The 22,870-nt window shown below is 56.5% G+C and carries 22 protein-coding genes and 1 tRNA gene; 19 read left to right on the top strand and 4 right to left on the bottom strand.

Going from position 1 to position 22,870, the window contains the following annotated elements; genetic code table 11:
* Positions 1–70: 70 nt before the first annotated feature.
* The 12 genes from GHO03_RS13435 to GHO03_RS13380 all read left to right on the top strand — a co-directional run bounded on the left by GHO03_RS13435 (position 71) and on the right by GHO03_RS13380 (position 12,121).
* Positions 71–379 (top strand): hypothetical protein, encoded by a 309-nt coding sequence (locus GHO03_RS13435; RefSeq protein WP_095039230.1) that lies wholly within the window; start codon positions 71–73, stop codon positions 377–379.
* An 86-nt stretch (positions 380–465) separates the two neighbouring features.
* Positions 466–1,578 (top strand): polysaccharide biosynthesis/export family protein, encoded by a 1,113-nt coding sequence (locus tag GHO03_RS13430; RefSeq protein WP_095039239.1) that lies wholly within the window; start codon positions 466–468, stop codon positions 1,576–1,578.
* A 13-nt stretch (positions 1,579–1,591) separates the two neighbouring features.
* Positions 1,592–2,251, top strand: a complete 660-nt coding sequence (locus GHO03_RS13425; protein WP_153399991.1) for a YjbF family lipoprotein — start codon at positions 1,592–1,594, stop codon at positions 2,249–2,251.
* Complete coding sequence (locus tag GHO03_RS13420) at positions 2,248–3,015, top strand: capsule biosynthesis GfcC family protein (protein ID WP_372241741.1); 768 nt, start codon at positions 2,248–2,250, stop codon at positions 3,013–3,015. The genes GHO03_RS13425 and GHO03_RS13420 overlap by 4 nt, the downstream gene beginning before the upstream one ends.
* Positions 3,012–5,093 carry a YjbH domain-containing protein gene (locus GHO03_RS13415; RefSeq protein ID WP_153399986.1) on the top strand — a complete coding sequence of 694 codons (2,082 nt, stop codon included), beginning with the start codon at positions 3,012–3,014 and terminating at the stop codon, positions 5,091–5,093. The genes GHO03_RS13420 and GHO03_RS13415 overlap by 4 nt, the downstream gene beginning before the upstream one ends.
* Positions 5,090–5,464 (top strand): VanZ family protein, encoded by a 375-nt coding sequence (locus tag GHO03_RS13410; RefSeq protein WP_095039234.1) that lies wholly within the window; start codon positions 5,090–5,092, stop codon positions 5,462–5,464. Before GHO03_RS13415 ends, GHO03_RS13410 begins: the two co-directional genes overlap by 4 nt.
* Before the next feature lie 202 nt (positions 5,465–5,666).
* Positions 5,667–6,371: a helix-turn-helix domain-containing protein gene (locus GHO03_RS13405; protein ID WP_153399984.1), complete on the top strand. Its 705-nt coding sequence runs from the start codon at positions 5,667–5,669 to the stop codon at positions 6,369–6,371.
* An 86-nt stretch (positions 6,372–6,457) separates the two neighbouring features.
* Complete coding sequence (locus GHO03_RS25560; protein ID WP_256668566.1) at positions 6,458–7,099, top strand: winged helix-turn-helix domain-containing protein; 642 nt, start codon at positions 6,458–6,460, stop codon at positions 7,097–7,099.
* A gap of 353 nt (positions 7,100–7,452) precedes the next feature.
* Complete coding sequence (locus GHO03_RS13395) at positions 7,453–8,769, top strand: undecaprenyl-phosphate glucose phosphotransferase (RefSeq protein WP_256668565.1); 1,317 nt, start codon at positions 7,453–7,455, stop codon at positions 8,767–8,769.
* Positions 8,770–9,117: 348 nt separating this feature from the next.
* On the top strand, positions 9,118–9,708 hold the full coding sequence (locus GHO03_RS13390) for a hypothetical protein (RefSeq protein WP_153399980.1): 591 nt from the start codon (positions 9,118–9,120) through the stop codon (positions 9,706–9,708).
* 101 nt (positions 9,709–9,809) lie between these two features.
* The gene (locus GHO03_RS13385) at positions 9,810–11,420 is read left to right on the top strand and encodes a DarT ssDNA thymidine ADP-ribosyltransferase family protein (protein ID WP_153399978.1); all 1,611 of its coding nucleotides are present in this window, start codon (positions 9,810–9,812) and stop codon (positions 11,418–11,420) included.
* A complete protein-coding gene (locus tag GHO03_RS13380; protein ID WP_095039441.1) occupies positions 11,420–12,121 on the top strand; it encodes a hypothetical protein in 702 nt (233 codons plus the stop codon). The genes GHO03_RS13385 and GHO03_RS13380 overlap by 1 nt, the downstream gene beginning before the upstream one ends.
* A 477-nt stretch (positions 12,122–12,598) precedes the next feature.
* Here the strand turns inward: GHO03_RS13380 and GHO03_RS13375 are convergent.
* Positions 12,599–12,672 (bottom strand) — tRNA-Cys (locus GHO03_RS13375).
* Positions 12,673–12,866: 194 nt separating this feature from the next.
* On the bottom strand, positions 12,867–13,430 hold the full coding sequence (locus tag GHO03_RS13370; RefSeq protein ID WP_095021036.1) for a helix-turn-helix domain-containing protein: 564 nt from the start codon (positions 13,428–13,430) through the stop codon (positions 12,867–12,869).
* A gap of 87 nt (positions 13,431–13,517) precedes the next feature.
* Here GHO03_RS13370 and GHO03_RS13365 point away from each other — a divergent pair, with 87 nt between their 5' ends.
* From GHO03_RS13365 to GHO03_RS13335, 7 genes are all read left to right on the top strand, one after another.
* Entirely contained in the window at positions 13,518–14,453 is a 936-nt protein-coding gene (locus tag GHO03_RS13365; RefSeq protein WP_178110313.1) for a DMT family transporter, read from the top strand.
* Between the two features lie 180 nt (positions 14,454–14,633).
* Positions 14,634–17,576, top strand: coding sequence for a monovalent cation/H+ antiporter subunit A (locus tag GHO03_RS13360; protein ID WP_095019769.1), 2,943 nt, complete (start codon positions 14,634–14,636; stop codon positions 17,574–17,576).
* A complete protein-coding gene (locus GHO03_RS13355) occupies positions 17,576–17,920 on the top strand; it encodes a Na+/H+ antiporter subunit C (protein ID WP_003446102.1) in 345 nt (114 codons plus the stop codon). The genes GHO03_RS13360 and GHO03_RS13355 overlap by 1 nt, the downstream gene beginning before the upstream one ends.
* Positions 17,917–19,602, top strand: coding sequence for a monovalent cation/H+ antiporter subunit D (locus tag GHO03_RS13350; RefSeq protein ID WP_153399976.1), 1,686 nt, complete (start codon positions 17,917–17,919; stop codon positions 19,600–19,602). Before GHO03_RS13355 ends, GHO03_RS13350 begins: the two co-directional genes overlap by 4 nt.
* Positions 19,599–20,087 (top strand): Na+/H+ antiporter subunit E, encoded by a 489-nt coding sequence (locus GHO03_RS13345; protein ID WP_095000590.1) that lies wholly within the window; start codon positions 19,599–19,601, stop codon positions 20,085–20,087. The genes GHO03_RS13350 and GHO03_RS13345 overlap by 4 nt, the downstream gene beginning before the upstream one ends.
* The gene (locus tag GHO03_RS13340; protein WP_048358261.1) at positions 20,084–20,362 is read left to right on the top strand and encodes a K+/H+ antiporter subunit F; all 279 of its coding nucleotides are present in this window, start codon (positions 20,084–20,086) and stop codon (positions 20,360–20,362) included. The genes GHO03_RS13345 and GHO03_RS13340 overlap by 4 nt, the downstream gene beginning before the upstream one ends.
* Positions 20,359–20,712 carry a Na+/H+ antiporter subunit G gene (locus tag GHO03_RS13335; protein WP_153399974.1) on the top strand — a complete coding sequence of 118 codons (354 nt, stop codon included), beginning with the start codon at positions 20,359–20,361 and terminating at the stop codon, positions 20,710–20,712. The genes GHO03_RS13340 and GHO03_RS13335 overlap by 4 nt, the downstream gene beginning before the upstream one ends.
* A gap of 97 nt (positions 20,713–20,809) precedes the next feature.
* On the opposite strand, the gene GHO03_RS13330 is transcribed toward GHO03_RS13335, so the two are convergent.
* Positions 20,810–22,300 (bottom strand): DASS family sodium-coupled anion symporter, encoded by a 1,491-nt coding sequence (locus GHO03_RS13330; protein ID WP_095000592.1) that lies wholly within the window; start codon positions 22,298–22,300, stop codon positions 20,810–20,812.
* A gap of 197 nt (positions 22,301–22,497) precedes the next feature.
* On the bottom strand, positions 22,498–22,870 hold a 373-nt coding region (locus GHO03_RS13325; RefSeq protein ID WP_153399972.1), incomplete at its 5' end, for an energy transducer TonB.

Below are 22,870 nucleotides of genomic sequence, written 5' to 3'. Positions count from 1 at the left end.
CCGTTCATAGCCTTGGACATAGGCGCTCTCGCACAATCGCCAATACAGACTTTTTCAAAAGGATTTTCAAATGAATAAATTTATCGTTTCCGCACTCGCCTTGGCTCTGAGCTCTACCGCTTTCGCCGCCGAACCTGTTGCAGTATCTGCTGACGACGCAGCTGTTGAAGCGCCTGCTGCAGAAGCCGGTTCCCTGGCAACTGAAACCGGCGTTCTGGGTGGCGTAAGTACTACCACCGCCGTTGGGGTGGGTGTTGCCGCAGCAGCCGGCATTGCGGCCGCAGCTTCGGGCGGCGGCGGTGGCGGTGGCGGTGGTAACGGCGGCACTACTGGCACCACGGGCACTACTGGCACCACTGGCACTACCGGTACCAACTAAGTACCTGCCAGGTCGAAAGGACTAAACCACCTGGATAATTCCAGGCATTTGATTTTGATGTGTTTCCTTTACAAGTGTCCTCAATGATGATTCGTAGTTTGTCGCTCGCGGTACTTGCAGGGCTCGCCCTGCAAGGTTGTATGTTTGCGCCCGGTCAGTACCTGGATACCAGTGAGATCGGAACTGAAGGCTCACCTGAAAGCAGTCGGGTCGAGCTGATCCCTATCACTCCGAAGCTGATTGCGCAAAACGCGGCGACCTACGTGTCAAGCTCGGTGCCAGCAGCCTTGCTGGCATTCAAGCCTGCCGCCTATCGAATTGGCGCCAATGATGTGCTGTATATTACCGTTTGGGATCACCCAGAACTGACAGCGCCTTCCGGTCCGCAACAACAGATTGACTCCAACGGGCGCTTGGTACGCCCTGACGGCACAATCTTTTACCCCTATATTGGCCGGGTAGAAGCAGCGGGCAAGACCATCGAAGAGCTGCGATCAACAATTGCTAGTCGCCTTCAGCAGTATGTTGACAGCCCTCAGGTGGATTTGAACGTTTTGCGTTTTGCCAGCCAAAAAGCAATTCTTGCCGGTGCTGTGACCAAAGCCGGGCCGATGCCTATTACTACTTCACCACTAAGCGTGGTAGAAGCCCTTGGTGCAGCCGGAATTCAGTCATCAACTGCAGATATGTCCGGGCTCATACTGACCCGCGACGGTCAAGAGTATGTGTTAGATATCGATGCGTTGAACAGCAACGGCTCACAACTACAAAATGTGTTTTTGAAAGACGGTGACCAAGTTTACCTGCCTTACAATGACCGCAAAAAGATCTATGTCATGGGTGAAGTGCTTTCCCCACAGGCAATTCGCTTCAAGACTAAAAATATGAACCTGGCTGATGTCGTTGGCTCGGTTGGCGGTTTGAACCAGACTACCTCCAATGGCAATGCACTGTACGTGATCCGTGGCGCAGAGAACCTTGAAACGCAACCGGTTCAAGTTTTCCAGCTGGATGGGGAGTCGCCGGTATCCTTCGCGGTGGCCAGTCATTTCCAATTGAAGCCGCAGGACATCGTATATGTAGGCCCTGCGCAAGTTACACGCTGGAACCGCCTGATAAGTCAATTGCTGCCATCGGCAACTATTCTGGGTACAGGCGCCGCAGCCGGTAACAACCTCAGTGAAGCCAGCAGCCGATAAGGTTTGAGCCGTTTTGAAAATTCTTCGTAACCGCTCATGCTTGGTGGCGTGCCTGTTGCTGTGTGGCTGCAGCCCGTTGATGCAGGGCTCTCTAGATACCTTCAAGGCCGCCGTTCAGGGCGTCGAGCCGCTGCAATTGACAGCAGCCGATGTCGCTGCAGTGCCTTATGCGCAAATCCTGGTGATCACACCTTCAAGTGAAGGGGTGATGGCCAGGCTGCGCCAACAGGGCGATCTGCAGTACTGGGTCGCCTCGGGCAAGCAAGTATTGCTGATGCGTAACGGCTTGGTGGTTCGTACTACCGGGCTGCAACCCGGCCTGGATGGCACCCGCTTTGACGGGCAATCGCCGTTCAAGCGCGGCTTGCATCATGTTGCAGGCGGCGAGCGCAGTACGCGCTGGATAGACATCTATCAGGACGAACAGGTCGGCCTGGCGGTTAACAGCCGCTTTGTCCGTAAAGGCCTGGAAACCGTGACCATTGTCGACAAGCCTTATGTGCTGCAACGTATCGATGAAAAATTTGAAATTCCGGCCCTGGGCTTCAGCGGCACCAACCATTATTGGCTCAGGCCTGAAGATGGTGTGATCCTGCAAAGCGAACAATATGTTACACCGGGGCTTGAGCTGCGCATTGTGCATTTGCGCCCTGACTGGGAGGCCGCCCAGTGATCTCTTTAAAAAAACTGGCCCTGTGCGCACTGCTCAGCCATGCCGCAATCAGTCACGCCGCCGTGTCTGTTAGCGGTGATGTGCTCAAGCCTATCAGCGTATCCTTCAAGCCCGGCATGCGCTTGCTGGATGTGATCAGCCTGGCCCAGCCCAACCCGGAAAGCTACTGGCTGGCAGCCGCATGGCTGCATGAGCCAGAAGTCGAGAAACAAACGCGCCTCAAGGTAGGGGTGCTGTTTGATCTGAAAATGCTGCAACGCGGAGCGTTGCTCAATAACAAACACGGCCTCGCGGCAGTGGCCGCGCGCCTGTACCAAGACATCAGCCAATTACCTGTAACTGGCCGTAAAGTAGTTAACCTTGACCCGATCTCGCTGGAAGTCGGCTTTGCCCACAACTATCTCGTGAGTGATGGCGACAAGATTATTTACCCGGCGCGCACCAATAGCGTGACCGTAGTAGGCGCCGTGGAACACGACTGCACCCTGCCCTATCAACCTCTGCAGCAAGTACGCGACTACCTCGACAGTTGCCCACGACTAAAAGAGGCAGAGTCGGATTTCTTGTGGCTGACTCACCCTGATGGCACTTTCAAGCGTGTTGCCATTGCTGCCTGGAACCGTGAGGACGGCGTGTATGCCGTGGCGGGCAGCAAGATTCTGGTGCCCGTGCGCAATGACAATGCCGATTTGCCCACACCTGATTTAAACGAGCAGTTGGCGCAATTCCTCGCCACCCAACCGCTGGCTGAGGTTGCACCTTGAAGTTACGTTTTGTTGTTGTCGCCTTGTTACCTTATAGCCTGGCCCATGCGGAACCGCGCTATACCCAGAATGACTTTGGTGGTGTTGGCCTTTTACAAACACCCACCGCGCGCATGGCACCTGCTGGCGAGCTGAGCCTGAACGCCAACCGCACCGAACCCTATTCACGCTACAGCCTGTCCTTGCAACCGCTTGACTGGCTCGAAGGCACGTTTAGGTATACTTCCATCACTAACCGCATGTACGGCTCAGAAGCCTTGAGTGGTAACCAGAGCTATAAGGACAAGGCCGTAGATGTAAAAGCACGGCTCTGGCAAGAGAGCCACTGGCTGCCAGAAGTAGCATTAGGCTTTCGAGACGTCGGCGGTACTGGCCTGTTCTCCAGTGAATACTTTGTAGCCAACAAACGTTACAAGAACCTGGACTTCAGCCTTGGCATTGCCTGGGGCTATATTGGCAACCGGGGCGATTTGAACAACCCCTTGGGCTATCTCGATGACAGCTTTGACACACGGCCTACACAGACGACAGTAGGCGACGTCAACACCAATACTTACTTCCGAGGCTCACCGGCCTTGTTTGGCGGGGTTGTATATCAGACACCCTGGGCACCATTGAGCCTGAAAATCGAGTTTGACGGCAACGATTACAAACACGAGCCGCAAAATAACAACCAGGTACAGGACTCGCCGATTAACTTCGGTGCGGTCTACAAGCTTAACGACAATATTGATTTGACCGCAGGCTGGGAACGCGGCAATACCGCCCTGTTCGGTATTACCCTGCATACCAACTTTGTCAGCCGCAAGGCTCCGGTCAAAAGTTATGATCCGCCGGCGCAACCACTTCCAGTACAGGCACCTGTCGCGCCCCTGGAAGAGGTCGACTGGGCTGCCGTTTCGCAACAGCTTGAAAAAAACGCAGGCTATAAGGTTGAGCGAATTGCCCAGCGCGATTCCGAACTGATGGTGTATGGCGAGCAATCTAAATATTTCTACACCGCCAAAGGTGCAGGCCGGGCCAGCCGTATTCTGGACAATACCGCCAATGATCAAATCCAGTGGTTCACCATGGTGAACAAGCGTTATGACATGCCTGTGGAAGAAATCAGCGTCCCGCGCTCGACCTTTCGCGATGTGGTCAATAATGAACAGGATCTGGTCAGTTTGCACCGCACCACCGAGGTCAACCGTGCCACGGCCCATTATGATAAAACCTTGTATCAGCATAAGCCTGACCCCTTTACCTATGGTTTTGGCCTGGGCTACCAGCAAAACCTCGGTGGACCTGATGGCTTCCTGCTGTACCAGATCAGCGCCTATGCCGAAGGGCAATATCGCTTTACCCCTGGCACCTGGGCCAGTGGTGGCATCAGTGCCAACCTGCTAAACAACTACGACAAGTTCAAATACGATTCAGCGAGTAATCTGCCGCGAGTACGAACTGACTTAAGGCAATATGCGACCACTTCTGATATCACCATGCCAGCCCTGCAACTTAACAAGGCAAAACGCCTGGATCAGGATCTTTATGGCATGGTCTATGGCGGCTATCTGGAGTCCATGTATGCCGGTGTCGGCGGCGAACTCTTGTATCGCCCCATGGGTGAACGCTGGTCGATCGGTGCCGATTTGAACTATGTACGCCAGCGGGAATTTGACCAGGGCTTTGGCCTGCGTGATTACCGCACAGTAACCGGCCATATCACTTCTTACACCAAGCTGCCGTTCGATCTGGACGCCGCAGTCAGCGTAGGTCGTTATCTGGCCCGGGACTGGGGTACCACCATTGATATCTCCCGCGAATTTACCAATGGTGTGAAATTTGGCGGCTGGGTAACTCGTACCACGGCATCCAAGGAAGAATACGGCGAAGGTAGCTTCGACAAGGGCATCTATATCTCGATTCCGTTCGACGAAATGATGAGCGTGTCGACCATGAGCCGCGCCAATATCGCTTGGGCACCGTTGACGCGGGACGGTGGAGCCATGCTGCATCGCCAGTACTCGCTGCACACCATGACCAATGGCCGCAATCGTGATGCCTTCTATGAAAACTTCGAGAAGATCACCGAGTGAGACAGCTGATTCAACGCCTGGTTGATCTGCCCTTCTGGCTGCGCGCACTGCTGTTTTTGGCCGTGTGCGCAGGCCTGCTGTTTACAGGCTTGCGCAGCCAGCCGATTCCGGAGCTTTTTGCCCAGGAAGACAAGCTGCATCACTTTATTGGTTTTTTCGCCCTGGCATTCAGTTGCCGCCTTGCGTTTTTGCCTGTCAAGCTGCACTGGATCGCCATCGGCTGCGTACTGGCCGGGGTATTGATTGAATATGCCCAGGCCCTTATTCCATTGCGCACGGCGTCGTTTTACGACGCACTTGCCAATACTGCCGGGGTGGCACTGGGCCTGCTTGTGGCTTGGCGCTTCTCGCGCCCCGTAAACTCACATTGAATAATATGTGAATTCATGCTATTGCCAATCATTTATACTGCCAACAACACGGTTTATCTCGATAAATCGACCTTCGATATGCACAAACTTGAAAATTGCCAGTAGAAATAACACTAAATGCAGAAAATGTTATAAAATGTCTGATTCGATATTGTCTTGTATGGCAAAATCCCACAGCCTCTAAGTACTTGGGTTAGGTGATATGCTTGCTGCAGGATGCACTACCGATATTCAGGCCCCCAAAGCGCTTAATTTTGTCTATAGCCAAGCGCTGGTCGATGATATAAATCAGCTTGTCACTGCTAAAGTGAGACATCTCGACGCCTGCGACACGTTGGGGAATATGGCTTGCGATTTTAGTACCACAGAAGCCGCTTTTATTGAGGTGAATGCTCCTGAAGCTGTTAATGACAGCCTGGAGTTGCTTAAGCATATCCGTACAATCAATGAGGCCGCCTGTATTTATATACTGGTAACCCATAACAAATCGTTCAACAGCACCCATTATTATCTAGCTGGCGCGGATCACTGTATAAAGTTGCCGATTGATCCACTGGAAAAGCAGGCATTACTGTCACGCACTTTAGCGGAGTCACACTGGGCCACAACTACCCACCTGACCCTTGACCGCACTCGGCTTTTATTATGCAGCGCCAGTCAAAAAATTGATATTTCATACACTGAAATGATCATTATCGACGCACTGTTACAGGCGCCGCAGCATGCACTGTGCCAGGACAGCATTGCTAAAACCCTGGACCCCAATATTGTATTTTATGACCCGCGAGCATTGGAAAAAACCATCAGCCGCTTGAGAACCAAGATAAAAAAATACTACCACCTGGAATTGATCTTTAGTGTTCGCGCATTCGGCTATCGACTGCGCCGGGGCACTATTCAGGAATAAAACAATTACTTCATGAACTGCGCTGCAGCGCGCTGTAGTTCGCCAACTGGCACCCGCCTGACACCGACGAATGGAGACGTTGAAGCATGAAGGTAACTCTCAGATATTCCGCTTACACACCCTCGGCCAATAACAACTGGATTGCACATAGCTTACCCAGCGCAGCCCTTAAACAAAGCCCTGCTAGCCAACAGACCGGCGAACGCAGCAGTTCGCAGTGGCGTACGCTGCAATTGGGTTGCTGGGTAAATGCACAGCTTGGCATGGTGCCTGCTAACAATCATGTATCTAACGCAGCCAGCTTGATAACGGCAATAAAGCCTCACTTGCTGAACATCCACCCCTGTGCTCTGGGCCTGACTGTTATTCCTACTTTGAAAACTCCCCTGACCTCTCCAGCCCTTGCGCCTAGCGCACGCTATTCCAACAGTCCTGATACCTGGTTGTTTTGCTCAACAACACATCGCCTGTGCAATAACAACACCTGTATTCAGCTTACTGCCATAGAGTCGCTGCTGATCAAGACTCTGGCCCAAAGAGATGAACGTGTTTGCAGCAAACAGGAACTTATTATCGGCATCAATAAAGATGCATCCAGCTACAGCGGCCTGGAAATGAGCCTCAGCCGACTCCAGAGCAAGTTTAAAGGTGTATTTGGCGAGCGACTGTTTCGCTCGGTACGCAACCGCGGTTATTGCCTGGTACAAGATGTGCAAATGGCCGGATAAATGGCATAAAGCAATCACACAACTGACGGATACAGGCAATTAGCTATTATATCGACATCACCGCATGCCCTATTTTATTGTTCTATTAAAAATAACACTTTATCAATGCATTGTTATAAAACGTCGAACCCTTGTTACTGAGAACCTTTATTATCAACGTTTCGTGTGGCCGATACCTTTTCAGATATAGCGCCGCTCAACGCCTGCACATGGAAGAGTGCTGTGATTTATTCACGTCAGTTGCTCCCCTATAGTCAAGTCATTATCACAAGGCTGCTACCTTGATTCATACACGTCTAGATCGTAAAACCGTGGCCAGAGGGCTGACTTTTTGGGGCCAGTGGTCTGTCGCCATGGCCTTTGTCATTGCGCTGTTAATGGCACTGGTCTATACCAAATTTGGCAGTGTCGATTTCCATTACCGCATGCTTGCCGTTCTGACCTTGCTGGTATCAGTGCCCGCCTATTCTGCCACCCATGTTTACTATAAAAGGCACACGCTTTTTAACGGCTGCATCCGTCTGTTTCTCGGATGGATGCTGACCCTGGCGTGTCTGTGCACCATCGGTTTCGTAACAAAATCCGGCGAGTTATTTTCCCGGGAAACCCTGCTCAGTTGGGCCGCCTTGGGCTTTCTGATTCAAGTGCCGCCGTATTTGATCCTGCATCGGCTGTCCAGGTTTTATCACCAGCGCAATAACCATCATTACAACAGCCTTATTATTGGTTCTGATGGTGTGGCCCTGAAACTGGCTGACAGTTTTATTGAACAAAACCACTTTCCATTAGTCGGAGTGGTCAGCGCTTCCCCCTTTGAAGACGCGACCAACTCCCCACTTATCGTGGGTGAGCTGACCCAGTTACGCTCACTGATTACCGAACATAATATCCGCCGGCTTTATATTTCGCTGTCCCTGCAAGAAGCCCAGCGTATTGAAGCACTGTATATCGACCTGCTTGATTTGAATGTCGACGTTGTCTGGGTACCTGACCTGGACAGCATGATGTTGCTTAACCATTCGGTCAGTGAAATTGGCGGTCGCCCTGCTATCCATTTGAATGAAAGCCCGCTTACCAGCTATCCAACTGCAGCCTTGAGCAAGGCATTGATGGAGCGCTCGCTGTCACTGATGGCCATTATCTGCCTGAGCCCGGTGCTTGCAGGGATTGCCATTGCCGTGAAGTTGTCCTCCCCTGGCCCGATCCTGTTTAAACAGCATCGCCATGGCTGGAATGGCAAGGTGATCAAGGTGTGGAAATTTCGCTCCATGCAAGTTCATGATGACAAACACGTCAAGCAAGCCAGCCGCAACGATTCACGCGTAACAGCCGTTGGCCGCTTTATCCGCCGTACCTCGCTCGACGAACTGCCTCAACTGTTCAATGTGTTACATGGTGATATGGCATTAGTGGGGCCTCGCCCTCACGCCGTTGCCCATAACGACTATTACACCGGCAAGATCCACGCTTATATGGCCCGTCACCGTATCAAGCCCGGCATTACCGGCCTGGCGCAAATCAGTGGCTGCCGAGGCGAAACCGATACCATTGAAAAGATGCAGAAGCGGGTTGAGATCGACCTCGACTATATCAACAACTGGTCGCTGTGGCTCGATATCAAAATCATGATCAAGACCCCGCTGACTTTGATCTCGAAAGATATTTACTGACAGTAGAGCGCCCTACCTCTGTGGGAGCGAGCCTGCTCGCGATGTTCTTTAAAACTTCGCGAGCAGGCTCGCTCCCACCCAGTTAATAGCTTCCCCCCCCCCGTACCTCCCGCCCCTTACTCCCTCCGTGACTCTTCCTTAAAATTCGCACTCAACACCCCCTCCGCAATAGCAACTTCAATACTCTTATCCATCTTTAGTTGCCAGCCATTAAATTGGCGTCAATATAACCTCTAATTAACCCACTCTAACCACTCAACAAAAGAACATCACTTCCTCGACAGAAAACATACATGGCTATATGATATCACCTCATTAAGCAAGCCCCACCCAAACAGGATGTTTTGTGTGCCGAAGTTCTTTTATACGGACTGCGTAGTAACCGATCTTAAACAAATAGACTTTCACCGTGACGAGTTCACTGCCCGTATCAATGGGCGCACGGCCAAACGCCTGGCCATGACCCATGACCTTTATCACCACCTGATGGGCGCTGACCGCAGTGGTAAAAGCCGGCTCTGGTTTTACGCCCCCGGGTTCAATAAAGCGCTGGTTATCGCCGCTGTACGGCCTGCCGGCCAAGAGCACAACGTGCTGCGCAATCGCGCATTCAGCAGCCCTTACAAAATGATTGTCAGAACCTTGCTTGCCGGCGTGCTGGCCTGGTTCGCCACCTGGGCCTTGCTGGCGGTGCCTGTACTGTCCTGGTATGGCGCCAATGCGCAAAAGGGTGTGCCCTTGCTGGAAACACTCAGCCTGCAGATAGGGGCCGGGGTTGAGTTCCTGAGCTTCAGCTATTGGCTATGGGTTCGGGTAAAGATGCACCGGCTCCAGCGCTGGCCATCGGGGGATTTAACGCCTTATACCCAGGTAACTGTTCCAGTACCCGACGCCGCCCCGCAGGTCCCGGCAAAAGCTGCAGAAGAGCTTGTCGATTAACCCCTGGCACTTTTTAACGCTCGCTGTTTTGCCATACGGCGGCCCCTTCCTGCTACCCCGGGTGCCGAGGGCAGCCCTTACCCAGTTGTCAGGTGCAATGGATGGCCATTCTTTATTTTCAGATCTTGATTATTTTTACTCTTTATCTCGCGCGCCGCCTGGGTAAAAAGTCATTGGTTATTGTCTGTTGTGCATGGTCCATATTCAGCCTTTCGAACGGGTTTCTGCCCGGCGTGATTCTGCTCCAACTGTTTACCCTGTGGGCAGGCTGTTATTGGTTTCTGAAGCGCAAAACAAACCACGCCGCAGAGGCACCTGCAACAACGCCTGCCGAAAAGAGGCCTGCAGTATCCGGCCCTACGCCGGCCCCGCCGCTGCTTTTGGTGCCTGTAGCCTCAACGCCTCTTGAGAGTCCACCCACGGACGGCGGTTTTCTTCGCTCGCTCGACACCCTAAACAATGCACTCTCATCCTTCAACGACTCGGTCTGTTTGAGCCTTGAGGTTCAAAAGGCAACCGCCTCGCTCGCAGCCGTCTTGTTTACCGAGAAGCTTTGCACCGAAAAAGCGCTGGAGCGCGCGCGCGCGGCTTTAAAGCTGGCTGCCTGGCGCCAGGAGCATGGCGAGAAAGCCTGGGCGCATTATCTGCAAGCGCAGGCCATATACACCAAAGCGCTCGACTCCAGTGCCAACGCCGCTGTAGCCGCGCCACTGCCCGAGTGGAGGCACATCGATTTTTCCAGCGCCAGGGAGGGTGATACCCCGCTGGCGATTGCCATAGAGGCCAAAAAACGCCAGCTGCAAGGGGAACGCGACAGGTTTTTCAGCGATATTGCTCAGCAAGTCTGGGCTGATCTCCCTCTTCGCACTGCCATGGCTGATGAACTGAGCAAGGTGGGCGGCCACGAGACCTGGGCGTGCATTTCCCGCCAGGCTGAATTCACCCACAAACCCCTTGCGCGCCTTATGTTTGGAGCCATATTGGGCAAGGTCCAGACATCAACGGCGGATCGCCCGACACCCGTGTTACAAGGCCATGAATCAATCGGCTTTTTGCCAGGGTTCCTGCTAAAACAAGCGCTCCAGACTCGCGCGCGGGTGCTGGAACTCCCCTATCTGGTTCATTTCACTCGCGTCGAAAACCTGCCTTCGATCATGCAGCATGGCCTGTGTTCCATCACTACCCTTAATGACAAACAGATCGACTTCAGGTTTAACGATCATCTGCGCCTTGAAGGTCAGCCCCATGCCATTTGCCTGTCTATCGGCCATCCCAATGACAAAATGTTCGCCAGTTACCGCTGGAAAAGCCCCGAGCAAGGCTGGGCCGTTCTTGTGATTGATCGCTGCGCCTTATGGTCACTGGATACGGCATTCTGCAATCACAACGCAGCAGATCACCGAATTCGCCAACGCCCCCTCGGCGACCTTAAAACCCTGGAGGCCTTCGACAGCCTTTTTATGCCGCTGAGTACCCTGCCCTCTCGAGAGGACAGCAGATTGCTACCCTACGACCCTACGGATGTACAAGCCGAGGTTTTAATCTTCGACACGTTACTACCCGAGCTTATCAATGGTGTGGTTTTCAGTGACCCGCACAACCTGCAAACGTATAAAGACTGCATTGCGGGCAAGCCTGCGCACTTGCACACTGAGAGCCACGGCTTTCTCGGCGCAAGAACTTATGCGCGCAAAACCGGATGGACTTATTGATGGCCAGCAGACCCGTTTTTATCCCTGACCTTGATGGGCAAGCGCTGGTGCGTACACAGACCCTGGACTTTCGATGGTTTGCAGGTCTGAGCCTGTCCCAGAAGCAGAAATCCGTCACCGCACTGCATCAGGCAGCCCATGCAATACCTGGTATAAATAAGGTGCTGGAGGTGTCCACTAAATCCACAGAACCTCTGGGCGCCGCCCTCAGTGCTTTCAATCTGTGCTTTGCTCACTCGGTGCTCGGTCACTCGTTGAGTGTCGAATGCGCTTTCCAGGGCAGCAAGGTATTCGTTCAGGGTGGGCCTTTCACCGATATCTATGCAATGTCCTCCCGCGAGGCAAAGCGAGATGAACGGCTGCGTGTTTCTGGCAGGCTGACAGGCTTTGATTTCGCCAACGTGCAATGGCCTCTGGAACCGCAAACAGCATTTTATGACTGGCTGTATATCAGCGCGCTGAAACACCGGGCGGACCTGGCGGATCAGCTATCCGAATATTCTGCGTTCACCGACATTGAGTTCAGCCCGCAAAAATCCATCAATTGCCAGGCTTACTCGGTTGCACTTTTCGTTTCCCTGCAGCAGAGAAACCACCTCGAACAGGCCACCGAGTCGCCAGCAGCTTTTCTCCGCTATTTAGGATCCAGGCCTGTGATCAGCGCGCGCCAGGACGACCTGTCGCAGGGGCGGCTGTTCTGAGTGTGCCCAGGCACAGGCTTGGCCTGCGCCATTGAGATCGACAAGCCATGGCGGGACAGAGAGCAACTCTGGCAAAACCGGCTGCTGCAGCTCGGTATGGACGAATGCCCATAATCCGCAGCCAGCGCTCAAAGATTGCCGACCAACCCTTCGGGTTTTAGTCCGTTATGTCAGGGTGACACGCTTTTGCCCCAAGGCCGGCGGGTCGAAGAAATGGCAAGCAGACGCAATTTTGTCAGAGGTGGTGTGACGCTCGAAAAAGTGAGGTACGAGCGCTCTACCTCCCGCTTAACACCTAGCCTTCAACAACTTGCATCCCAAACAATTACCACGCTGACTTCATCGAGCTGACCACAAGCCGCATGATTTAGGTCATTCCCCAGGTTGCGCAAGCGATCCGAAAAATTGCGGAAGTGATCCGCCAAATCGCAGGCATAAAAAAACCCCGTAGACCAAGGTCTACGGGGTTTTCGAATGTGGAGGCCGAAGCCGGAATCGAACCGGCGTGGGCGGATTTGCAATCCGCTGCATAACCATTTTGCTATTCGGCCAATTGTGCCTGATGATTCCTTGGAAACATCAAAAACAAGAGTTTGTTACTGCGACTATATCGCTACAAGCATTTGATTCTTCAGCACTTCAGGTTGTTGCCCCCGGGCTGATGGCGCGCATTATGTACTAGAAGCTGGAAGCTGGCAACCCCCTGAATTCTAATAATTTTTAGTTATTTTTCAGCCCCCCGTTTTCAGATCACGACGTTGCGTACAAAGCGCAGTAGTCCGTCGCCTTCGTTGCGGTAGGCATGGGGGCGGTTACTGGCGTACATATGGAACTCGCCCGCCGCTATATGCAGCGTCCGGTCGTCCATCACCAGGGTCAGGCAACCCTCAAATACGTAGAGCTGTTCGCTCCAGCCCTCGGCATCCGCCTGGGAGTGGTACTCCTCACCCGGCTCCAGGGTCCATTCCCACAGTTCTACTTCCCGTGTGGCGGTGGCCTTGGACAGTAGAACTGCCTTGCTGCCCACCCGCGTGCCCGTCCAGGCCACTTCGTTGATGCGGCTCGGGTCCGCGGAACCCGGGGCCTGGATCAGGTCGCTAAAGGCTACGTTCAACGCCTCCGCCACGCGGTCAAGGGTGCTCAGGCTGACGTTCTTTTCGCCTGCCTCGATCGCCACCAGCATTCGCCGGCTTACCCCGGACTGTTCTGACAATGCGCTCTGGCTCAGGTGCGCAAGCAGCCTGAGACGTCGTACGTTCTGGCTGACGTGCTGGAGAACGGATGCGCGTTGTGAATTTTCTTTGGGCACTATATTGCTCACCTTGTGGGGCTGCGCAGTATACTGCCCAGCTTTGGCGCATTGTGCGTCTCCATTCCCGTCACACGCAAGGTTGCAATGTCATTGAAACTACCCGGGTTGCTGTCATTGACGTCCCGCTTCAGTAAAGCGGAGTGTGTGCTGATCCTGATCACCATGGTCTGGGGCATCACCTTTCTATTGGTACAACATGCCTTGACGGCAAGTGGGCCGATGTTTTTTGTCGGCCTGCGTTTTGCGGCCGCGGCGGCCATGGTCGCGCTGTTTTCTCTGCGCAGTTTGCGTGGCATCACGCTGTTCGAGCTCAAGGCCGGGATGTTTATCGGGGTGTCGATCATGCTCGGCTACGGTTTGCAGACCATCGGCCTGCAAACCATTCCAAGCAGCCAGTCGGCCTTTATTACCGCGCTGTATGTGCCTTTCGTGCCCCTGCTGCAATGGCTGGTGCTGGGGCGCAGGCCCGGGTTGATGCCGAGCCTGGGGATCATGCTGGCCTTTACCGGGCTGATGCTGCTGTCCGGCCCCGGCGGCGCATCGCTGGATTTCAGCCCGGGAGAGATCGCCACGTTGATCAGTGCCATTGCCATAGCGGCGGAGATTATTCTGATCAGTGCTTATGCGGGCAAGGTGGATGTGCGCCGCGTCACGGTGGTGCAGCTCAGTACTGCGTCCATTCTGGCCTTTTTGATGATTATTCCAACACAAGAGGCCACTCCTGACTTTTCATGGCTATTGTTAGCCAGTGCTGTCGGCCTGGGTGGCGCCAGTGCGGTGATTCAGGTGGCCATGAACTGGGCACAGAAAAGCGTTTCACCCACCCGCGCCACCCTGATTTATGCCGGCGAGCCGGTCTGGGCAGGCATCGCCGGGCGCCTGGCGGGCGAGCGTTTGCCAGGCATTGCCTTGCTGGGTGCCGTATTGATTGTTGCAGCGGTGATCGTCAGTGAGTTAAAAACCAAGGGTAAAAAGCCCGAAGCGCTTGAGGACAAGCAAGGCGATCAAGCCTGCGATTGAAGCTGCAAGCCTGAAAGACGGTACGATTTTTTTTACTTACAAGCGCTTATATAGGGGTAGAGCTGTAGGAAACCAGACAGGTTATCGACAGTCTTTGTAGGATTCAGCCACAGGTTTGCTGTTGGTGATCTGCAGCCCGCCCCGTATGATCGCTTACAAACTCCTGCAGATTAGAAGCCTATGTCCCTGATAGTTCTACTGCTTCTGCCCTTTATCGGCAGCTGTCTGGCGGCTGTTTTGCCGCATAACGCACGTAACAGTGAATCACTGTTGGCCGGTCTGATTGCTTTGATCGGTACTGTACAAGTAGCCCTGCTCTATCCACAGATTGCCCACGGTGGGGTTATCCGTGAAGAGTTCATGTGGCTGCCCAGCCTCGGCCTGAATTTCGTTCTGCGCCTGGACGGGTTCGCCTGGCTGTTCTCGATTCTGGTGCTTGGCATCGGCACGCTGGTGTCGCTGTACGCCCGTTATTACATGTCACCCGAGGACCCGGTGCCGCGCTTTTTTGCGTTTTTCCTGGCGTTTATGGGGGCCATGCTGGGCCTGGTGTTGTCGGGTAACCTGATCCAGATCGTGTTTTTCTGGGAGCTCACCAGCCTCTTTTCATTTTTGCTGATTGGTTATTGGCACCACCGCTCGGATGCCCGCCGCGGCGCCTATATGGCGCTGATGGTCACGGGCGCGGGTGGGTTGTGTCTGCTGGCGGGGGTCATGCTGCTCGGCCATGTCGTCGGCAGCTATGATCTGGATGCCGTGCTGGCTGCGGGCGACAAGATCCGCGCCCACAGCCTGTATCCGATCCTGCTGCCGCTTATCCTGATCGGCGCCCTGAGCAAGAGCGCGCAGTTCCCGTTCCATTTCTGGTTGCCCCACGCCATGGCGGCGCCAACCCCCGTATCGGCCTATCTGCACTCGGCAACCATGGTCAAGGCCGGGGTCTTTCTGCTTGCGCGCCTGTGGCCTTCGCTGTCGGGCAGCGAAGAGTGGTTCTGGATTGTCAGTGGCGCCGGTGCCTGCACCCTGGTGCTGGGCGCCTATTGCGCGATGTTTCAAAATGACCTTAAAGGCCTGCTGGCCTACTCGACCATCAGCCATCTGGGCCTGATTACCCTGCTGTTGGGCCTGAACAGCCCGCTGGCCGCTGTGGCTGCGGTGTTCCATATCCTCAACCACGCCACGTTCAAGGCGTCGCTGTTTATGGCGGCGGGGATTATCGACCATGAGACCGGCACACGGGATATCCGCAAGCTCAGCGGCCTGTTCAAGCTCATGCCTTACACCGCGACCCTGGCCATGGTGGCCAGTGCCTCGATGGCCGGGGTGCCGCTGCTGAACGGGTTCCTGTCCAAAGAGATGTTCTTTGCCGAAACCGTGTTTATCAATTCCACGGCCTGGGTAGAAATCGCCCTGCCGGTCATTGCGACCATCGCCGGTACCTTCAGCGTGGCTTATGCCCTGCGCTTTACGGTGGATGTGTTCTTCGGCCCACCCGCGACCAACTTGCCCCATACACCCCACGAGCCACCGCGCTGGATGCGTGCCCCGGTTGAACTGCTGGTGCTGACCTGCTTGACCGTGGGCATTTTCCCGGCGCAAACCGTCGGCCCGCTGCTTGCTGCAGCGGCTCAACCCGTGGTGGGGGGTGAGTTGCCCGAGTACAGCCTGGCCATCTGGCACGGCCTGAATGCCCCCATGATCATGAGCCTGATAGCCATGTCCGGCGGTATCGTGCTGTATGTGCTGTTGCGCAAGCAGCTCAAGCTCGACCGCTTCCCGCTGCCGCCGCTGATCCAGTATTTCAATGGCAAACGCTTCTTCGAGCGCAGCCTGGTGGTGATCATGCGCGGCGCGCGGCGCCTGGAACGCCGCATCAGCACCCAGCGCCTGCAAACCCAGCTGTTTTTGTTGATTCTGGTCGCCGTGATCGCCGGGCTGATCCCGATGCTGTACAGCGGGCTGGGCTGGGGCGACCGCCCGAAAATACCGGGCTCGATCGTGTTTATCACCCTGTGGCTGATTGCGATTGCCTGCGCTCTGGGCGCCGCCTGGCAAGCCAAGTACCACCGTCTCGCAGCCCTGACCATGGTCAGCGTATGCGGCCTGATGACCTGCGTGACCTTCGTATGGTTTTCGGCGCCTGATCTGGCGTTGACCCAACTGGTGGTTGAAGTGGTGACCACGGTATTGATCCTGCTGGGCCTGCGCTGGCTGCCGCGTCGGATCGAAGAGGTTTCACCGCTGCCGGGCACGTTGCGCAAGGCCCAGGTCCGTCGCTTGCGCGACTTGCTCCTGTCCACCGCGGTCGGTGGCGGCATGGCGTTGTTGTCCTACGCGATGCTGACCCGTCAGACACCCAACGATATCTCTTCGTTCTACCTCAGCCGCGCCCTGCCTGAAGGCGGCGGCAGCAATGTGGTGAATGTGATGCTGGTGGACTTCCGCGGCTTCGACACCCTGGGCGAGATCACCGTACTGGCCGCCGTGGCGCTGACCGTGTTTGCCCTGCTGCGCCGCTTCCGCCCTTCGAAAGAGAGCATGCAATTGCCTGCCCAGCAGCGCTTGCTGGCCAAGGACGTGATGACCGACCTGGTCAACCCGCGCAGCGCCAGTGACACCGCACTGGGCTTTATGATGGTGCCGGCGGTGCTGGTGCGCCTGTTGCTGCCGATCGCCTTTGTGGTGTCGATGTACCTGTTCATGCGCGGTCACAACCAACCCGGCGGTGGCTTTGTCGCCGGCCTGGTGATGAGTGTGGCGTTTATCCTGCAGTACATGGTTGCCGGCACGCAGTGGGTGGAGGCGCAAATGAGCCTGCGACCGCTGCGCTGGATGGGTACCGGGCTGTTGTGCGCAACCCTGACCGGGCTGGGCTCGATCCCCCTGGGCTATCCGTTCCTGACCACCCACACCGCTCACTTCAGCCTGCCGCTGTTGGGCGATATTCATGTGGCCAGCGCCCTGTTCTTCGATATTGGCGTGTATGCGGTGGTGGTCGGTGCAACGCTGCTGATCCTGACGGCACTGGCTCACCAGTCAGTGCGCGCCCATCGCCCGAGCAATCAGCTTGCCCCGCTGCCTGCCCTGCAACCGCCTCTTGCATCCAAAGAAGGAGCCGCCTGATGGAAGAAGTCATCGCCATCGCTATCGGAGTATTGGCCGCATCGGGCACCTGGCTGGTTCTGCGCCCGCGAACCTTTCAGGTGGTCATGGGCCTGTGCCTGCTGTCTTACGGGGTTAACCTGTTTATCTTCAGCATGGGCAGCCTGTTTATCGGCAAGGAGCCGGTGATCAAGGACGGCGTGCCCCAGGACTTGCTCAATTACACCGACCCGCTGCCCCAGGCACTGGTACTCACTGCCATCGTCATCAGTTTTGCCATGACCGCGCTGTTTCTGGTGGTCTTGCTGGCCTCTCGGGGCCTGACCGGTACCGACCACGTTGATGGCCGGGAGCCAAAAGAATGAATGTAATGCCGCACCTGATTGTCGCGCCCATTCTGCTGCCACTGCTGACCGCTGCCTGCATGCTGTTGCTGGGGGAAAAACACCGCCCGCTCAAGGCGCGGATCAACCTGGTCTCGACCCTGCTCGGCCTGGGTATTTCGGTGATGCTGTTGCTGTGGACTCGCGAGCAGGCGATTCCGGCTTCGATTGGCGTGTACCTGCCGAGCAACTGGCAAGTGCCGTTCGGGATTGCTCTGGTGGTCGATCACCTGAGCGCCTTGATGCTGGTGCTGACCGGCATTATCGCCAGTTGCGCCCTGCTGTTCGCCATGGCCCGCTGGGATCGCGCCGGGGCCAGTTTCCACGCGTTGTTCCAGATCCAGCTGATGGGCCTGTACGGCGCCTTCCTGACTGCCGACCTGTTCAACCTGTTCGTGTTTTTCGAAGTGCTGCTGGCCGCCTCCTACGGCTTGATGCTGCACGGTTCCGGCAAGGCGCGTGTCTCTGCCGGGCTGCATTACATCTCGATCAACCTGCTGGCATCGTCGCTGTTCCTGATCGGTGCGGCGTTGATCTACGGGGTGACCGGCACCTTGAACATGGCCGATCTGGCGCTGAAGATCCCTTTGGTGCCCGAGGCCGATCGCGGATTGCTGCATGCAGGCACGGCCATTCTGGCGGTGGCCTTTCTGGCCAAGGCCGGCATGTGGCCGCTTAACTTCTGGCTGGTACCGGCGTACTCGTCGGCCAGTGCGCCGGTGGCGGCGCTGTTTGCGATCATGACCAAGGTCGGTATCTATACCGTGCTGCGCCTGTGGACCCTGCTGTTCTCCGGGCAAGCCGGGGCTTCGGCGTACTTTGCCGGTGACTGGCTGATCTACGGCGGCATGGCCACCATTGTTTGCGCCGCCATCGCCATCCTCGCCGCCCAGCGCCTGGAGCGTATGGCCAGCCTGAGTATTCTGGTGTCTGCCGGGATCCTGTTGTCAGCCGTGGGTTTCGCCCAGCCCAACCTGACCAGCGCCGCGCTGTTCTATCTGGTCAGTTCCACCCTGGCCCTGAGTGCGCTGTTCCTGCTGGCCGAGCTGATTGAACGCTCGCGTTCTTCTGCCGACCTGGTGCTTGAGGATGATGTCGAGGTCACGCCCAGCCTCAGCGAGCCCACGGCCCCGCCCCGGGGCAGCAACCTGGACGACGAACAGAAAGTGGTGGTCGGGCTGATCATCCCGTGGACGATGGCCTTTCTGGGCCTGAGCTTTATCGCCTGCGCGCTGTTGATCATCGGCATGCCGCCGCTGTCGGGCTTTATCGGCAAACTTGGCCTGCTCAATGCCCTGCTCAATCCGCTGGGGCTGGGCAATGCCACCGATGCGCCAATCTCAACCGCGGCCTGGAGCCTGCTGGCCTTGTTGATTCTTTCCGGGCTGGCCTCGTTGATCGGCTTTTCACGTATGGGTATCCAGCGTTTCTGGACCCCCCTTGAGCGCCCGTCACCAATCCTGCGCCGCATTGAATGCCTGCCCATCGTGCTGCTGCTGGGACTGTGTGTGGTGCTGACGTTCAAGGCCGAGCCGGTCCTGCGTTATACCCAGGCCGCTGCCGACACCCTGAACAACCCCGAGCGTTATGTCATGGCCGTGATCGCCACCCGCCCTGTACCAAGCCCGCAGGCCAAGGCGGCACTACAGGAGGTGCAACCATGAGGCGCCTGTTCCCTGCTCCCTGGCTGTCCCTGGCACTGTGGGCATTGTGGCTGTTGCTCAACCTGTCCCTGAGTGCCGGCAATCTGCTGCTGGGCGCGGCGCTGGCCATTCTGGCGCCGGTAATGTTTGCGCCGCTGCGCCCGCTGCCGGTGCGCATTCGCCGTCCCGGGGTGATTATCAAGCTGTTCTTTTTGGTAGGCCGCGATGTGGTGGCCTCCAATATTGCCGTGGCCTGGGGTGTACTGCGCGCCGGCAAAAATCCGCCCCGTTCGCGGTTTATCAAAATCCCCCTGGACCTGCGCGATGCCAACGGTCTTGCCGCCCTGTCGATGATCACCACCGTGGTGCCCGGCACCATCTGGTCGGAACTGGCGCTGGACCGCAGCGTGCTGTTGCTGCACGTGTTCGACCTGGATGACGAGGCGTCGTTTATCGAGCACTTCAAAACCGCCTACGAGCGCCCACTGATGGAGATTTTTGAATGAGTGCCCTGCTCACCAATGCCATCCTGCTCAGCCTGTTTATTTTCAGCCTGGCAATGGTCTTGACCGTGATCCGCCTGTTCAAGGGCCCCTCGGCCCAGGACCGGGTTCTGGCGCTGGACTACCTGTATATCCTGGCCATGTTGATGATGCTGGTGCTGGGTATCAGATACGCCAGTGACACCTACTTTGAAGGCGCACTGCTGATTGCCCTGTTTGGCTTTGTCGGCTCGTTTGCGCTGGCCAAATTCCTGCTGCGTGGCGAGGTGATCGAATGAGTCTCTGGATCGAAATATCGGTGGCTGTGCTGCTGGTGCTCAGCAGCCTGTTTGCCTTGTGCGGCGCTATCGGGTTGTTGCGCCTCAAGGATTTTTTTCAGCGCATGCACCCGCCGGCACTGGCTTCAACCCTTGGCGCTTGGGGCGTGGCCCTGGCCTCGATTCTGTACTTTTCCGCCCTTAAATCGACCCCGGTACTGCATGCCTGGCTGATGCCGATCCTGTTGTCGATTACCGTACCGGTGACCACCTTGCTGCTGGCGCGGACTTCGTTGTTTCGCAAGCGCATGGCAGGCGAGGATATACCGGCGGAAGTCAGCAGCGGCGGACGTAGCGAAAACGCTAACTGAACCTGTGGGAGCGGGCTTGCTCGCGATAGGAACGACGCGGTGTGTCTGTCAGACCGCAGTGCGCCCATCGCGGGCAAGCCCGCTCCCACCCACTGGGCTACATCCAGCCCAGCCAGCTCCAGTACGTGGCACCGAACAGCAGCATCAGCAGATAACCCACCGCCGTAACGATCAACCCGACCTTGGCGAACTGTTTCGCGGTAAAGGTCTGGGTGCCCAGGCACACCATATTTTGCGGGGCGTTGATCGGCAGGATAAAACCGTAGCTGACCACAAAGCCCAGCAACATGGTCATGCCCAGGCGGTTGAATTCACCCGGCAAGGTTTGCAGCACCGCGATCAGAATCGGCAGCAAGGCCGAGGTCAATGCCGTGGCACTGGCAAAGCCCAGGTGAATCAATATCAAAAACGCGCCCAGAATCGCAAAGATCCCCAGCGGCCCTACCTGATCCAGCCCGGTATTGGCCACCACCTGCCCGCCCAACCATTGCCCGGCCTGGGTGGTGAGCAAGGCCGTACCCAAACTGATACCCACCCCGAACACAATCACCGTGCCCCAGGGGATACGCGACTGCACGTCTTTCCAGGTCATCACGCCAAAGCGCGGCAGCAGCAAGAATACAAGGCCGGCATAGGTGGTCGAAGTGGTGTCAAAACTGTGCAGTTTGCCCTCGGTGGCCCAGGCCAGCAGCAAGGCGATCGATACGCCCATCAGGCGCTTCTGCGGGCCGGTCATGGGGCCCAGTTCGGCCAGTGATTTTTCTACGGCCTCCTTGCCGCCGGGGATGCTGTCGCTCTCTGGCGGGAGCATTTTCAGCACCACAAACAGCAGCACCGCCGACATGATGATGGCCCAGGGTGCACCGGCGATCAGCCAGTCAAGCCAGTTCACCCGCGCACCGAGCATCTTGTCCATAAAGCCCACGGTCAGCAGGTTCTGTGCCGCCGCAGTTTGAATGCCGACATTCCAGATACTGGTGCCCTGGGCCACGACAATCATGATCCCGGCAGCAATGTTGGAGCGTTTGTCCACACCGAAGGCCAGGATCACCCCCATCATGATCGGTACCACGCAGGCACTGCGCGCCGTGGCACTGGGCACCACCAGGCTGAGCAAAATGGTGACCGCAATCGCCCCCAGCAAAATGCGCCGGGTGCTGGTGCCGATACGCGACAAGGTGACCAAGGCAATTCGCCGGTCAAGGCCGGTGTGGGTCATAGCAGCCGCGATAAACAGGGCACCCGCCACCAGGGCCAGGGCAGCATTGGAAAACCCGGTCAGGGCCATGGTGATGCCAGCAGAGGTGCCGTAAAGCCTGGACGGGTCCGCCAGGGTGGGCGCCATGCCGATTAAAAACGCCATCAGCGAGGTGATCATGATGGCACTGGCTTCGTACGACACCGCTTCAGTGATCCATACCACCACGGCAAATGCCAGGATCGCCAGCATGCGATGACCGGCTACCGGCAAGTCGGCGGGCAGTGGCAGCAGCAGGATGCCGATCATGACCAGGACTGCTATCACCAGACCAATGGGAAGTTTTGCTTTTGCCGTAGCCGGCGTGGGGCTGGTTGCAGGCGCATTCATGGCCATCTCCTTGAGCTTGAAAACCCGTGGAGCATAGGTCAAGAGCAGCGGATGGGTTTTGATATTGATCAGCTCAGAGGCACCCTCACCCCAACCCTCTCCCAGAGGGAGAGGGAGCTGACCGCACGCGGATTCAAACTCAACGCCAATCAGTCCCCTCTCCCTCTGGGAGAGGGTTAGGGTGAGGGGGCTTTGGGCTACTGGATCTTGTAGTGAAAGGTATTACGCACCCCCGGCACCGTCACTGCCTGGCCATCGACCATGCGCGGCTGGTAGCGGAACGTCGCCGCCGCCACCAGTGAAGGACGAATAAACGCCGGGTGACAGTTGCCCACCACTTTGGGGTTGTCGACCTTGCCCTGCGGCGTTACCGAGTACTCCACCGTGCAATCGCCCTGAATGCCCTTGTCCAGTGCCCGTTGCGGGTAGTCCGGGGCTTGTTTGCTGATGGGCAGGTACTGACGCACATCCGCCGCCGCAGCCGCCTGCTGCGCTCGCCGGGCATTATCCGCCGCTGCAACCCGGGCCTGTTCAGCCACGGCCTGCTGACGCTGGGCCTCAACCTGTTCG

The sequence above is a fragment of the Pseudomonas sp. FSL R10-1339 genome, assembly GCF_009600545.1.
Taxonomy (GTDB): Bacteria; Pseudomonadota; Gammaproteobacteria; order Pseudomonadales; family Pseudomonadaceae; genus Aquipseudomonas; species Aquipseudomonas bubulae.
The sequence above is the reverse complement of the archived record's forward strand: the minus strand, read 5'-3'. Positions and strand labels throughout refer to the sequence as shown.

Coding starts and splice junctions, on each gene's coding strand:
- GHO03_RS13435 (WP_095039230.1), top strand. CDS start 71: ATGAATAAATTTATCGTTTCCGCACTCGCCTTGGCTCTGAGCTCTACC.
- GHO03_RS13430 (WP_095039239.1), top strand. CDS start 466: ATGATTCGTAGTTTGTCGCTCGCGGTACTTGCAGGGCTCGCCCTGCAA.
- GHO03_RS13405 (WP_153399984.1), top strand. CDS start 5,667: ATGCTTGCTGCAGGATGCACTACCGATATTCAGGCCCCCAAAGCGCTT.
- GHO03_RS25560 (WP_256668566.1), top strand. CDS start 6,458: ATGAAGGTAACTCTCAGATATTCCGCTTACACACCCTCGGCCAATAAC.
- GHO03_RS13395 (WP_256668565.1), top strand. CDS start 7,453: ATGGCCTTTGTCATTGCGCTGTTAATGGCACTGGTCTATACCAAATTT.
- GHO03_RS13385 (WP_153399978.1), top strand. CDS start 9,810: ATGGCCATTCTTTATTTTCAGATCTTGATTATTTTTACTCTTTATCTC.
- GHO03_RS13380 (WP_095039441.1), top strand. CDS start 11,420: ATGGCCAGCAGACCCGTTTTTATCCCTGACCTTGATGGGCAAGCGCTG.
- GHO03_RS13365 (WP_178110313.1), top strand. CDS start 13,518: ATGTCATTGAAACTACCCGGGTTGCTGTCATTGACGTCCCGCTTCAGT.
- GHO03_RS13360 (WP_095019769.1), top strand. CDS start 14,634: ATGTCCCTGATAGTTCTACTGCTTCTGCCCTTTATCGGCAGCTGTCTG.
- GHO03_RS13355 (WP_003446102.1), top strand. CDS start 17,576: ATGGAAGAAGTCATCGCCATCGCTATCGGAGTATTGGCCGCATCGGGC.
- GHO03_RS13350 (WP_153399976.1), top strand. CDS start 17,917: ATGAATGTAATGCCGCACCTGATTGTCGCGCCCATTCTGCTGCCACTG.
- GHO03_RS13345 (WP_095000590.1), top strand. CDS start 19,599: ATGAGGCGCCTGTTCCCTGCTCCCTGGCTGTCCCTGGCACTGTGGGCA.
- GHO03_RS13340 (WP_048358261.1), top strand. CDS start 20,084: ATGAGTGCCCTGCTCACCAATGCCATCCTGCTCAGCCTGTTTATTTTC.
- GHO03_RS13335 (WP_153399974.1), top strand. CDS start 20,359: ATGAGTCTCTGGATCGAAATATCGGTGGCTGTGCTGCTGGTGCTCAGC.
- GHO03_RS13330 (WP_095000592.1), bottom strand. CDS start 22,300: ATGAATGCGCCTGCAACCAGCCCCACGCCGGCTACGGCAAAAGCAAAA.